Annotated in this window: 13 protein-coding genes; all 13 read left to right on the top strand. The window is 37.4% G+C overall.

Translation table 11 applies throughout. From position 1 onward, the window contains the following. Nucleotides 1-29 precede the first annotated feature (29 nt). A complete protein-coding gene (locus BMX63_RS08050; RefSeq protein WP_093133869.1) occupies nt 30-1247 on the top strand; it encodes a M16 family metallopeptidase in 1218 nt (405 codons plus the stop codon). Between the two features lie 50 nt (nt 1248-1297). Next, entirely contained in the window at nt 1298-1543 is a 246-nt protein-coding gene (locus BMX63_RS08045) for a YlmC/YmxH family sporulation protein (protein ID WP_093133867.1), read from the top strand. Nucleotides 1544-1752: 209 nt separating this feature from the next. Next, entirely contained in the window at nt 1753-2631 is an 879-nt protein-coding gene (gene dpaA, locus BMX63_RS08040) for a dipicolinic acid synthetase subunit A (RefSeq protein WP_093133864.1), read from the top strand. A gap of 17 nt (nt 2632-2648) precedes the next feature. Next, complete coding sequence (gene dpaB / locus BMX63_RS08035; protein WP_093133861.1) at nt 2649-3248, top strand: dipicolinate synthase subunit B; 600 nt, start codon at nt 2649-2651, stop codon at nt 3246-3248. A gap of 166 nt (nt 3249-3414) precedes the next feature. After that, the gene (gene asd, locus BMX63_RS08030) at nt 3415-4470 is read left to right on the top strand and encodes an aspartate-semialdehyde dehydrogenase (RefSeq protein WP_093133858.1); all 1056 of its coding nucleotides are present in this window, start codon (nt 3415-3417) and stop codon (nt 4468-4470) included. 18 nt (nt 4471-4488) lie between these two features. Further along, a complete protein-coding gene (gene dapG, locus BMX63_RS08025; protein WP_093133855.1) occupies nt 4489-5700 on the top strand; it encodes an aspartate kinase in 1212 nt (403 codons plus the stop codon). 26 nt (nt 5701-5726) lie between these two features. Continuing rightward, complete coding sequence (dapA, locus tag BMX63_RS08020) at nt 5727-6599, top strand: 4-hydroxy-tetrahydrodipicolinate synthase (protein WP_093133853.1); 873 nt, start codon at nt 5727-5729, stop codon at nt 6597-6599. Nucleotides 6600-6689: 90 nt separating this feature from the next. After that, nucleotides 6690-7445 carry a ClpP family protease gene (locus BMX63_RS08015; RefSeq protein WP_093133850.1) on the top strand — a complete coding sequence of 252 codons (756 nt, stop codon included), beginning with the start codon at nt 6690-6692 and terminating at the stop codon, nt 7443-7445. Next, the gene (locus BMX63_RS08010) at nt 7442-7651 is read left to right on the top strand and encodes a YlzJ-like family protein (protein ID WP_093133847.1); all 210 of its coding nucleotides are present in this window, start codon (nt 7442-7444) and stop codon (nt 7649-7651) included. The genes BMX63_RS08015 and BMX63_RS08010 overlap by 4 nt, the downstream gene beginning before the upstream one ends. Before the next feature lie 198 nt (nt 7652-7849). Then, nucleotides 7850-10216, top strand: a complete 2367-nt coding sequence (locus BMX63_RS08005) for an FtsK/SpoIIIE family DNA translocase (RefSeq protein WP_093133844.1) — start codon at nt 7850-7852, stop codon at nt 10214-10216. A gap of 279 nt (nt 10217-10495) precedes the next feature. Further along, a complete protein-coding gene (locus BMX63_RS08000; protein WP_093133841.1) occupies nt 10496-11221 on the top strand; it encodes a GntR family transcriptional regulator in 726 nt (241 codons plus the stop codon). A 304-nt stretch (nt 11222-11525) separates the two neighbouring features. Then, complete coding sequence (gene yfmF / locus BMX63_RS07995) at nt 11526-12809, top strand: EF-P 5-aminopentanol modification-associated protein YfmF (RefSeq protein WP_093133838.1); 1284 nt, start codon at nt 11526-11528, stop codon at nt 12807-12809. Next, complete coding sequence (gene yfmH, locus BMX63_RS07990; protein ID WP_093133835.1) at nt 12806-14089, top strand: EF-P 5-aminopentanol modification-associated protein YfmH; 1284 nt, start codon at nt 12806-12808, stop codon at nt 14087-14089. The genes yfmF and yfmH overlap by 4 nt, the downstream gene beginning before the upstream one ends. Nucleotides 14090-14109: the final 20 nt, after the last annotated feature.

Here is a 14109-nt window from a genome sequence, read left to right as displayed (position 1 = left end):
AAATATGCTCAATAATAGGAGGATGAATTTTGGTTAAAAAATATACATGTGATAATGGACTTCGTATCGTTTTAGAAGAAATCCCAACAGTAAGATCAGTTTCAATTGGAATATGGGTGCTTGCTGGTTCTCGTAATGAAGGGAACATGAATAATGGTATCTCCCATTTTATAGAACATATGATGTTTAAGGGTACCAAAAATCGATCAGCCCGTGAAATTGCGGAAAGCTTTGATTCTATTGGAGGGCAAGTGAATGCCTTTACTTCTAAAGAATATACCTGTTATTTTGCTAAAGTAATGGATACGCATGCAACTTATGCTCTGGATATCCTGGGAGATATGTTCTTTCATTCTACCTTGGATAAAGATGAAATGGACCGTGAAAAGAAGGTAGTAAACGAAGAAATTAAAATGTATGAAGATACTCCAGATGATATTGTCCATGATTTATTGTCTGAAGCAAGTTATGGAAACCATCCGTTGGGTTACCCGATTTTAGGAACAGAGGAGACATTAGCCTCCTTTACTCCTAATGATTTACATGCTTATATGGATGAAAATTATAGTCCCGAAAATGTTGTGATTTCTGTTGCAGGTAATGTGGATGAAGGCTTTATAAAAGAAGTGGAAAAGCTGTTTGGTTCCTTTGAGCGTAAAGGCGGGAAGAACCAATTTGAGAAGCCCTCCTTTTTACATCAGCAATTTAAGCGCAAGAAGGATACAGAACAAGCTCACCTTTGTCTGGGTTATCAAGGTTTGCCAGTTGGACATGATGATATTTACAGCCTAGTGGTCGTAAATAATGTTTTAGGCGGAAGTATGAGTTCCCGTTTATTCCAGGAGGTACGAGAAACGAAAGGTCTTGCTTATTCTGTATTTTCCTATCATAGTTCCTTTTTAGATGATGGCCTTTTAACGGTTTATGGAGGAACAGGAAATGACCAGCTGGAAGTTTTGGAGGAAACCATCCATGACACGATTCAAAAGTTAATCACAGATGGTTTAACAGATAAGGAATTGAACAATAGTAAAGAGCAATTAAAAGGGAATTTAATGCTTGGATTAGAAAGTACAAACAGTCGTATGAGCCGCAATGGTAAAAACGAACTGCTGTTGAAACGTCATCGTTCCCTTGATGATATTATTAAGCATATTGATGCAGTCAATCATGAATCCATAAATAACATCATTCAGCAAACCTTTAACCAGGCATACTCTAGCGCGCTAATCTCTGCAAAAGATTAAATAAGTTTCTCTCTCTTCGCATAGTATGGAAGTGGGAGGGGGGGAATGATATGAGATTTAAAGACTTGAGCGGAAAGGAATTAATTGATGTAACAAAAGGCTCCCGTCTGGGTGTTCTTGGTCAGTCAGATTTGGATGTAGACACTAAAACAGGTAAGATTGAGTCTATATTAATACCGGACTATAAATGGTTTGGTGTTAAAAAGGGCGAAATGCAGGATAAAATTTATTGGAGTGAAATTGAGACAATAGGTGACGATATTGTCGTCGTAAAGCCTTCTCAGGATTCCTATTAAAAAGATACTGGTATTAAAAACCTTTGTTTTCCGCATAACATATGCGTGAAAACAAAGGTTTTTTTCGTTTTAGCTCCGATTAGACAACCCATTTCAAACCTTTCCATGAAGATTCCATTCACGTTATGGAATAACCGTCATACGATAAAAGCGTAAATGATTTGGGCTAATTAACTAAAATAAACTGTTCTCTATAGTGAGGTGTTGTCATGTTAACAGGTTATCGAATAGGAGTACTTGGAGGGGATGCGAGGCAGCTGCAAGTGATTAAAAAACTTTGTGAATCAGATGCAACCTTATATTTAGTTGGCTATGACGAGTTAGAGGAAGAGATTCCAGGTGTAAATAAAACCAATATGGAAGAAATCAATCCCGAAGAACTGGACGCTGTTCTTTTACCTGTACGCGGTGTTGATCAGGAAGGGTATTTAGACACTGATTTTTCCGATTACTCCCCAAGGTTAACAAAAGAATGGTTAGACCAATTGTCACCATCCTCTCGGGTATTTACCGGGATTACAAATCCGTATTTAACCAACTTATGCGAAGAGAAAAATCTTACATTAATTCCGTTATTTAATCGTGATGATGTTGCTATTTACAACTCTATTCCAACTGTTGAAGGATTATTAATGCTTGCTATTCAATATACAGATTTTACAATACATGGATCTACAGTTGCAGTGCTTGGGTTTGGAAGAGTAGGAATTACGATTGCCAGAACCTTTCAAGCCTTAGGTGCAAGAGTCAAAGTAGGAGCTCGAAGTCAAAAGGATCTCGCCCGTATTTATGAAATGGGCTTTGAATCGTTTGAAATGAAGAATGTCAGTGAATCTGTAGATGATTGCGATATTCTTTTGAATACCATTCCAGCTCCAGTTGTTAATGTTAAAGTTATTCAAAATCTACCCTTGACTTCGATTATATTGGATGTGGCATCTAAGCCGGGGGGAACAGATTTTCGCTATGCAAAGCGTAGAGGGGTAAAAGCGATTCTTACACCCAGCTTACCCTCAATTGTGGCCCCAAAAACAGCTGGAGATATACTGGCCAGTGTCATTACTCAAATTTTAACAGATGAACAATAAGAAAGGAGTTTTGACGTATGGATGTCAAAGGTAAACGTATCGGTTTTGGAGTTACCGGCTCTCATTGCACCTATGATGAAATTTTTCCGCAAATTCAAAACCTGGTAGATGCAGGAGCGGAGGTTGTTCCTGTAATTTCCAATACAGTGAAGTTTGTAGATACAAAATTTGGGAAAGCGGTTGATCATGTAAGCAAAATAGAAGAGATTACCGGTCAAAAGGTCATTTCAACGATTCCTGAAGCAGAACCCCTTGGGCCGAAGCACCCTTTGGATTGTATGGTGATTGCCCCTTTAACAGGGAATTCTTTGAGTAAACTTGCTAATGCATTAACCGATTCACCTGTCTTAATGGCAGCAAAAGCAACCATGAGAAATCAAAATCCAATCGTATTAGGGATATCAACAAATGATGCATTAGGACTAAATGGTGTAAATTTAATGAGACTAATGGCAAGTCAATTCTTCTATTTTATTCCATTTGGTCAGGATCATCCATTTAAAAAACCGAATTCACTTGTTGCTGATCTGGAACAGCTTCAAGTAGCGGTAGAAAGTGCATTAGAACGCAAACAATATCAACCGGTTCTAATTCAGCGTATGTTTAACGAAAATTAAGGAAAACCATACTTTTCAGAGCGTCATTATGCTAGAATGGAGATTAATAAATGAGGTTATGATTGAATTTAAAATTGATTATTGTAAACTTGTGATTAGAGCAAAATTTTAATCTATAATATTATGAATAGTAAAAGATTAACTGATTACGGAAAGGAGAAAATGAATGTCACAAAATCAACAAAGCTATCATGTAGCAGTAGTTGGTGCAACAGGAGCAGTTGGCCAGAAAATGATTCAAACACTTGAAGAACAAAATCTTCCAATTGATAAAATCTCTCTTCTAGCATCCAAACGCTCTCTTGGAAAGAAGGTTTCATTTAATGGGGAAGAAGTTGAAATAAAGGAAGCGATACCTGAAGCTTTCGAAGGTGTAGATATTGCGTTATTTTCAGCAGGTGGCAGTATTTCAAAAAAATTAGCACCCGAGGCAGTGAAGCGTGGTGCAGTGGTTGTTGATAATACAAGTGCCTATCGTATGGATCCAGAGGTCCCTTTGGTTGTACCTGAAGTAAATGAAAAGGATATTAAAGAACACAATGGGATTATAGCCAATCCAAACTGTTCAACGATACAAATGGTAGCTGCACTGGAACCCATCCGTAAAGCTTTTGGGATAAATAGAGTGATTGTCTCCACTTATCAGGCAGTTTCCGGAGCGGGTAATGCAGCTGTAGAAGAGTTAAAAGAGCAATCTCAGGCTTTATTAAACGGTGATGAGGTAAATGCTGAACTCTTACCTGTTAAGAGTGATGAAAAACATTACCCAATTGCCTTTAATGCATTACCGCAAATTGATGTTTTCCAGGATAATGGGTATACATTTGAAGAAATGAAAATGATAAACGAAACGAAAAAGATTATGCACCTAAATGAATTACCTGTATCCGCAACCTGTGTTCGACTCCCATTCTTCACATCACATGCTGAAAGTGTGTATGTTGAAGTGGAACAGGGAGGAGCATCTGTTGAAAAGATTAAAGAGCTTTTCCAAAACGCTCCTGGAATTGTACTTGAAGATGATCCAAACACACAAACCTATCCAACTCCATTAAGCGCAGAAGGAAAAAGAGATGTGTTTGTTGGTCGGATACGTCAGGATATGGATCAATCAAATGGCTTCCACCTTTGGGTTGTTTCTGACAATCTATTAAAAGGTGCAGCCTGGAATTCTGTTCAAATTGCTCAAAGTATTATAGAAAATAACTGGTTGAAAAAATAACGTTGTAGAGGTGTATCAATGAAACTAGTAGTTCAAAAATTCGGTGGAACTTCTGTACGTTCAAAAGATACAAGGAAGAGCGCTATTTCCCATATAAAAAAAGCAATGGATGAAGGGTATAAGGTAGTAGTAGTCGTATCAGCTATCGGCAGGCAAGGAGATCCTTATGCTACAGATACGCTCCTTTCTCTTGTGAACGACATACATTCCTATATTTCAAATCGTGAAAAGGACTTATTGGTTTCGTGCGGAGAGACCATATCTTCTATTGTGTTCTCAAATGAACTAAATGAGCAAAATATAAAAGCAACAGCTTTAACTGGAGCACAAGCTGGTTTTTTAACCAATAGTGATTTTACAAATGCTAAAATTGAAAAGGTAAAAACGGCAAGAATACTAAAAGAATTAGAGACTCAGGATGTTGTTGTTGTTGCGGGCTTTCAAGGTAAAGATGAGCATGATGAAATCACAACCATTGGAAGAGGTGGATCAGACACAACAGCAGCAGCATTAGGAGCAGCCTTAAAATCCGACTATGTTGATATTTTCACTGACGTTGAAGGGATAATGACCGCAGATCCGCGTATCGTTGAAGAGGCACGACCATTATCAGTGGTTACGTATAATGAAATCAATAATCTTGCCCATCAAGGTGCAAAAGTGATTCACCCTAGAGCTGTAGAGCTTGCTATGCAAGCGGAGATACCTCTTCGCATACGTTCTACCTATTCCGAAGATGAAGGAACCCTGGTAACATCTTCAAGAACCGAGGCTAATGGCCAGGATATCCCGGATCGTCTTATCACAGGAATTGCTCACTTATCGAATATTACTCAAATTACTGTAAAATCAGAGGCCAATATAGATAAACTTCATAAAGATGTTTTTACAACAATGGCTGAGGCAAATATTTCAGTGGACTTTATTAATATTTCACCTGATGGGGTAACCTATACAGTGCCAAGTACATCAGCGGATCAAGCTGTTCAACTTTTAGAGGATTTAGGATATAAGCCTGCGACTGTACCGAACTGTGCAAAGGTTTCTACAGTTGGTGCCGGTATGACCGGGGTCCCTGGTGTTACTTCAAAAATCGTTAGTTCTTTAACTTCAAAAGGAATTCAAATTTTACAATCCGCTGACAGTCATACAACCATTTGGGTTCTGATTCGTGAGGATGATTTGAAAAAGGCAGTCACTGCATTACATGATACATTTCAACTAGGGTGAGATTAGGAGAGAAGGGAGTCTTTTTCGTGAGTTTCGGCAGAATATTAACGGCTATGGTTACTCCTTTTGACGAAAATGGTCGGATTGACTTTTCCAAAACTACTGAATTAGTCGAGTATTTAATCGCTAACGGATCTGACGGTTTGGTTGTGGCTGGAACAACAGGCGAATCACCAACGTTATCAGTAGATGAAAAAGTAGAGTTATTTCATCATGTAGTGAAAACGGTTGATTCAAGAGTTTCTGTAATTGCAGGAACGGGTAGTAATAACACGCAGGCTTCTGTTGAATTAACCAAAAGAGTGGAGCCATTAGGTGTAGACGGAATCATGCTTGTGAGCCCATATTATAATAAACCAAGTCAACAAGGTTTATATGAACATTTTAAGAAAGTAGCCGATTCGACGTCATTGCCCATTGTTTTGTATGATGTACCTGGCAGAACGGTCGTCCGTTTAAATGCGGATACCGTTGTAAGATTGTCACAAATCGATAATATTGTTGCTATTAAAGATGCAAGTGGAGATTTAGATAAAATGGCTGAAATCATCGAACAAACGGATGATGATTTTGTGTTGTATACAGGAGAGGATAGTCTCACACTCCCAACAAAAGCTATTGGTGGTAAGGGCGTGATTTCCGTATCCGCTCATATTATCGGAAACGAAATGCAAGAGATGTTAAATTACTTTGATCAAGGAAATGTAAGGCAGGCAGCAAAGCTGCATCGTCATTTACTACCTGTAATGAAAGGAGTCTTTTTAGCTCCTTCTCCGGCTCCTGTAAAAGCTGCATTAAAGTGGAAAGGCATTGATGCGGGTAGTGTAAGATTGCCGATTATACCGTTAACGGATGAAGAAAATAAACAATTAGAAAGCTTATTAAAAGGAATTTATTAAAGCCGGCAGTATTTTATGCCGGCTTTTTGCATGGGAATTCGCTCTGCCGGTCATAATAAGACCTAAATATAGAAAAGGGGCGTAGGTAGAGTGAGTAACGAACAAAATCCGCAAAAAGATGGGAATCAGGACGGACAACAACAAGGTAATGATCAAAATAGCAATAGTCTCGTTCAAAAATTACAGCAGCTGGGACAAACGAACGTAGCGGCAACGCCTGATTCTAACATCCATATCCTTCCCATTATTGGACAAATAGAAGGTCATGTACAATTACCGCCTAAAAACAAAACAACCAAATATGAACATTTAATTCCTCAAATTATCGCTGTAGAACAAAATCCTAAAATAGAAGGATTAATTGTACTCCTAAACACAGTGGGAGGCGATGTAGAAGCTGGATTGGCCATTTCCGAGATGATTGCATCGATTTCCAAACCAACTGTTTCTATCGTATTAGGTGGTGGTCATTCAATTGGAGTTCCAATCGCCGTTTCAACCAACTTTTCTTTTATAGCGGAAACCGCAACAATGACGATACATCCAATTCGATTAAATGGACTCGTTATCGGTGTACCACAGACTTTTGAATACTTAGATAAAATGCAAGATCGAGTGATTAATTTTGTAACCCGACATTCAAATGTTGAGGAAGAAAAATTTAAGGAATTGATGTTTGAAAAAGGGAATTTAACAAGAGATATTGGCACAAATGTAGTAGGCACTGATGCCGTAAATTATGGACTCATTGACGAAATTGGTGGTGTGAAAGAAGCGATGGAAAAGTTAAACGAAATGATAGATAAAAACAAGGATGACGATAATGAAAGTCAGGTGATTCAATGATTCTTTACACTCCTTTAAGTGAACACGATATCTTCCCGCCAGATGAGGAGGAATATAATCAGTATAAATGGGTAACTGTTGAAAATCGCGTCATGAAGGTACAAGATTTAAAAGACGGGACGTATGAGATTTTGCAAACCCTTTCAACAGATCCAAATGATTATTTAAATAACCAATTCACACCAGGCACTCGTATCCGATTATAAGTTCGGTTCATGATTTTAAGCTAGTCTCTACTGTGATATAATAGTTATGATGGAAAAAGCAGCCATGATGTTTGGCTGCTTATATTTTACATACATGAATAAAATGGTACTTCGGACTTATTCGATTTAGTATTGTCATTTGCTACGGTATGGTTTGTTGAATAGATAAATCGTGTATCAATAATGAGGTGAACATCTATGGCCAAGAAAAAACGAAGAAAAAGAAAAAAGTCGATGAAGCGAGGATTAAAGTTTGAATTGCTCGGTTTATTATTTATAGCGCTCGCCATTTTTTCAAGTGGTATAAGTGCCATTGGTGCGGGATTCATACCACGAGGACTTGAACATTTATTGCGGCTATTTTTCGGCATTTGGTTTGTGATTCCATCTATTTTTCTATTTGGATTAGGCATTTCTATTATGGTTAAGCGAAAATGGCCTCAATTTTTTCAAACAAAACTTGTTGGTGGTTATATTATTTTTTCATCCCTTTTATTATTTACCCATGTACAAACCTTTGAGCCTATTATGGCTTCAGCAGCCGAGCCATCTATACTTAAGACTACCTGGAGTCACTTTACCGGCTATCTAAGCGGGGATTTGGAAGCAGCTTATTTAGGTGGTGGTTTGATTGGGGCAAGCTTCTATGCTTTTAGTTTTTATTTATTTTCACCAGGTGGGGCCCGAATCTTATCGGTTTTCGGTTTCCTCATTGGGATATTGTTCCTGACACAAATATCTTTAGGAGATGTTTTGAAAAAAATCTATGAAAAAACCAGGAACAAAGGATTGGAATATAAACAGAATATCCAGCAAAAATGGTACGAACATAAAGCGGCTAAACTGGAAAAAAAAGCTGCTTCCAATGAACAGGATACTACTCCTGAGATTGAGATGGGACAAGCCGGACAAGCCAGTCCCAATTTAGTAGAAAATGAAGCTGAGCCAATCATTGAAGATTTTACTGACGCAGTCTATCATACGCATGATTTTAATGAGCCAGATCCTGGCGATGCACAAGAGGAGAAGACCAATTCGAAGCCGGAAAAAACTAAAAGTGTAAAGGATACGTCTGAATCACAAGATGATCAAACCGAATTAGATGAATCATTACCGTTAGCTGAGAAGGAGAATATCGAATATATTTTACCGTCTCCTGACTTATTAGCAGAACCTGTTCAAAATTCACAGCAGCAGGAGAAATCTCATATTCAGGCTACGGTTCGTAAACTGGAAAGAACGTTTGAAAGCTTTGGTGTTAAAGCGAGAGTTTCCAAAGTTCACGTAGGTCCGTCTGTAACCAAATATGAGGTATATCCAAGCGCTGGGGTTAAGGTTAGTAAAATTGTGAATTTGCATGATGATTTAGCCTTAGCTTTAGCTGCTAAGGATTTGCGGATTGAAGCACCTATTCCCGGAAAATCTGCCATTGGAATTGAGGTTCCAAATCAGGAAATTGCGATGGTCTCTTTAAAAGAGGTTATGGATGCCTATCCAAAAGACAGCCCTTCAAAACTATTATTTGGACTAGGCAGAGATATTTCTGGTGAAGTGATTACAGCAGAATTAAATAAAATGCCACATATGTTAATTGCCGGTGCTACAGGAAGCGGTAAAAGTGTCTGTGTAAATGGAATTATTACAAGTATTCTGATGCGTGCGAAGCCCCATGAAGTGAAGATGATGATGATTGATCCGAAAAAGGTAGAACTAAATGTTTATAATGGCATTCCTCATTTACTAACACCTGTTGTTACAGACCCTAAAAAAGCATCGAGAGCATTAAAAAAAGTTGTTGCGGAAATGGAACGCCGTTATGATTTATTTTCAGAAACGGGTACACGTAATATAGAGGGGTATAACGAATATGTGAAAAGAATGAACAGCATTAATTCGGAGGAAGAGGAACAGCCTTTATTACCTTATATTGTCGTATTGGTTGATGAGTTATCAGACCTTATGATGGTCGCCTCTAGTGAGGTAGAGGATGCTATTACACGTTTAGCCCAGATGGCAAGAGCTGCCGGAATTCATTTAATTATAGCAACTCAAAGGCCTTCTGTAGACGTCATTACAGGTGTCATCAAAGCTAACATTCCATCCAGAATAGCCTTTAGTGTATCCTCTCAAACAGACTCAAGAACAATTCTTGATTCAGGTGGAGCTGAAAAATTATTAGGTCGTGGGGATATGCTCTTTATTCCAGTAGGGGCTTCTAAGCCAACACGTATTCAAGGTGCCTTTCTATCAGATGAAGAGGTCGAACGTATTGTAGATCATTGTGTTGAACAGCAAAAGGCTCAATATCAGGAGGATATGATTCCTGAAGAAGAGTCAGAAGTCGTACAGGAAGTAGATGATGAACTTTATGATGATGCGGTACAGCTTGTTTTAGAAATGCAAAGTGCGAGTGTTTCAATGCTGCAAAGAAGATTTCGAATTGGCTATACCCGGGCTGCCCGACTCATTGATGCAATGGAAGATAGGGGAATTGTCGGTCCTTATGAAGGAAGTAAGCCAAGAAAAGTGTTAGCAAGTAACGTAGAAGAGGAACAAACATCTTAAAAGCCTTCCACAGCGAAGGCTTTTTATGTTATAGGAAATGATAAAATTGGGGCTCTGTGGGTAAAAATGATTACAGAAATGGCCACGTCCATTTCCTGAGCTTTTATCCAGTCCGTACATCGCTAATGGGACGTTTCCACGTTTATTTTATGTGAGCTAATCATTATGAAATATAAAAATACTTAATGAATTTTCAACGTAATGTTTAATTGCTTGTCGAATAATGATATAGTTAGTGAAGATTAATATGTTTAATTAAGTGTTTTTGAGGTGAACGCAATGTCGATTCGTGATGATTCGCGTCATTTATATTTACAAGTTATTGATCAAATTAAAGATGATATAGATAAGGAAAAATATCGTGAAGGTGAAAAACTTCCATCTGAATTTGAATTATCAAAGCAATTAGGTGTTTCCCGGGCCACTTTAAGAGAGGCACTGCGTATTTTAGAAGAAGATAACATCGTGATAAGAAAGCATGGACTAGGCACCTATGTTAAAGAAAAGTCTGTTTTTTCCTCAGGAATTGAGCAACTATACAGTGTAACGGATATGATTGCCCAAACAGGAATGAAACCAGGCTCAAGATTTCTTTCAACTGAAGTGATTGAACCCTCAAAGGAAGATAAGATTCAGTTTAATCAGATAAGATTATCAGAAATCGTTGAAGTCGAACGGATACGAACAGCAAATGACACACCAGTCATTTATTGTATTGACCATATTATTCCTGAGTATATCCCGTTGGAAAGGGTTCATAAGCATACTTCACTTCTCAAAGTTATAGAAGATTATACAGGAATGAAGATTATGTACGCAGTAACCAAAATAGAGCCCGTTAGTTTTCATGAAAAGGCTTCTTTACTGCTGGATTGTCAGCCGGACCAATCTCTTCTTTTATTAAAACAGATCCACTATAATGAAAATGATGAGCCTGTTTTATTCTCTAAAAATTTCTTTAGAGCAGATAAATTCAGCTTTTACGTCGTTAGAAAAAGAGTATAAAACATGTGTTTAACATAAGGTGGTGGTTGTGAAACGCTAACGCTTTTGAATAAGGATTAATTTACTGTCCAACATAGATGTTAAACAAGGGACCCTATTTATAGTGTAAGGTCTGCTTAGTTTACCATTTAATTCGTTTAGCGTTCAGAAAACCTTTAAATTGAATCAAATGAAATGAGAATAGAGGTCCTTTATTGTATTTTACAGTAAAGGGCCTTTTTCAATCTTAATGCTTTAACAAGGATACTTTTTCTTTTTCATGATAAGCTAAATGAGAGATTGTATGTTTAAGGAGGTAAAAGGAATGGCTGAATTAGTGGAACATCAGCTTGATATGAAAGGATATCAATTACATGTAATTCCAACTAAAAAGTTTAAAACAAATGTATTGGTTGTTCGTTTTCTCGCTCCTTTAGAACGGGATACAGCCACAAAGCGAGCCTTACTTCCTTTTGTTTTACAAAAAGGAACCAGGCAATATCCTAGTGAGAGAAAGTTACGAACAAGACTGGATGAATTATATGGTGCTGATTTAAATATTGATGTTTCTAAAAAGGGCGAAAATCATTTAATCACCATTCGTATTTCGTTTGTTAATGAAAAGTTTTTACCAGAAGAAGATTCCTTAATGGATGAGGTTTTGCAGCTTGTTCAACAGCTTCTTTTTGAACCAGATACTGATGGAAACGGATTTAAATCAGAAGTCGTTGAAAAAGAAAAGGATACACTTAGACAAAAAATAGAATCCATCAAAGATCAGAAAATGAGCTATGCTAACATGCGCTTAATTGATGAGATGTGCAAGGATGAACCATATGAAACACATGTACATGGTTACTTAGAAGACTTAGATTCCATTGATGGTCAAAATTTATATGATACCTTCCATAACATGTTAAAACAGGATCATATGGATGTGTTTTTTTTAGGTGATGTGGATGTTGATCAGACAAAGCAAGCAATGAAAAATGCTCTAAGTTTTGACAGACAGCCTGTTCATAAACCGACGATTGTAACAGAAACATCTTCCAGGAAAAACTATCAGGAAGTGACAGAAATGCAGAAAATACAGCAGGGTAAGCTGCATATGGGTTTTCGAACGAATACAACCTTTAAAGATTCTGAATATTTTACCATGCAGGTGTTTAATGGACTGTTCGGAGGTTTTCCTCATTCAAAATTATTTGTGAATGTTCGGGAAAAACATCAGCTTGCTTACTATGCTGCTTCAAGGTTTGAAAGTCACAAAGGGCTTTTACTTGTATTTAGCGGAATTGCTCCTGAAGCATATGGTAAAGCAAAAGACATTATTATAAAGCAGTTCGAGGAAATGAAAAAGGGTAACTTTACGGATACGGAAGTCGAGGAGACGAAACGATTAACCATTCATCAGCTAAAAGAAACCTTTGATCATCCAGTCGGAATTATTGAACTCATGTACCATCAGGTTTTAGCCGATCAAAAACGATCCCCTGGTGACATGTTTAATGGAGTGGAACAGGTAAAGAAAGAGGACTTAATTTCCTTTGCCGAAAAGGTTGATTTAGATACCATTTACTTTTTAACGAGTGAAGGTGATAATAAATGAAATCCAAAACGTTAAATCAAATTCAGGAAACCCTATATTATGAAACGTTAGATAATGGTTTAGATGTTTATCTTTTACCTAGAGATGAAATGGAGAAAACTTTTGGCATTTTTTCCACAAAATACGGGTCCATTGATAATACGTTTACCCCTCTTGATAAAGATGAATATGTGACCGTTCCAGATGGCATTGCCCACTTCTTAGAGCATAAAATGTTCGAAAAGGAAGATGGTGATGTGTTTCAACAATTTACAAAGCAAGGTGCATCTGCCAACGCATTCACATCTTTTACACGTACAGCTTATTTATTTTCTTCAACAGAGAATGTAGATGCAAATGTGAAAACTCTTTTAGATTTTGTTCAGGATCCTTATTTTACAGAAGAAACCGTTGAGAAAGAAAAAGGAATCATCGCTCAAGAAATTAACATGTACGATGATCAGCCGGATTGGCGGTTGTTCTTTGGTATGATTGGATCTATGTATGAAAATCACCCAGTAAAAATTGATATTGCCGGGACGGTTGATTCCATACAAAAAATTACAAAGGATGATTTATATACGTGCTACGAAACATTTTATCATCCTTCTAACATGATATTGTTTGTAACGGGTAAGTTTGAGCCGGAGGAAATGATGAAAAAGATTAAAGAAAATCAACAAAACAAATCCTTCCGCCCAGCAGGAGAAATTAAACGATCTTTTCCAGATGAACCGGTTCAGGTAGCGAAGAAAGAAGAAGAAATTCATATGCCTATCTCTATTTCAAAATGCTTAGTAGGGATAAAAGAAGACCCGTCCCAGTTAACCTATGATCACCTCCCTAAATTAAAATTAGTAACCCAAATGGTTTATGACTCTTTATTTTCCAAGAGTGGTCCTTACTATGAGGAATTATATAATGAAGATCTCATTGAAGATGGTTTTGATTACGAAATTCATATTGAAGAAAACTTTGCATTTTCCTTTGTAGGCGGAAACACCCAAAAACCAAAGGAACTATCAGCAAAATTACAGGAGATGCTGTTAAAAATTAAAACTGAACAATGGTGTGAGGAAAGTTTTGCCCGAATGAAGCGTAAACAAATGGGGGATCTCCTTAAAACATTAAATTCATTAGAAGGAACGGCTAATCAATTTATCGATTACCACCAGCTAGGCTTAAATTATTTTGATCTTTATGAAACGTTACATGCTATGACGAAAGAAGACTTTGAAGAAATCGTACAAAGCTGGATTAGTGAGGATCGCATTAGTACGTGTTATATCCTTCCTGAGTAATAGAGAAAGGAACTTTGAAA

It is taken from the genome of Salinibacillus kushneri (assembly GCF_900111405.1).
Lineage (GTDB): Bacteria > Bacillota > Bacilli > Bacillales > Alkalibacillaceae > Salinibacillus > Salinibacillus kushneri.
Note: the sequence above shows the minus strand (reverse complement) of the source record. Positions and strands in the feature narration are given on the sequence as shown.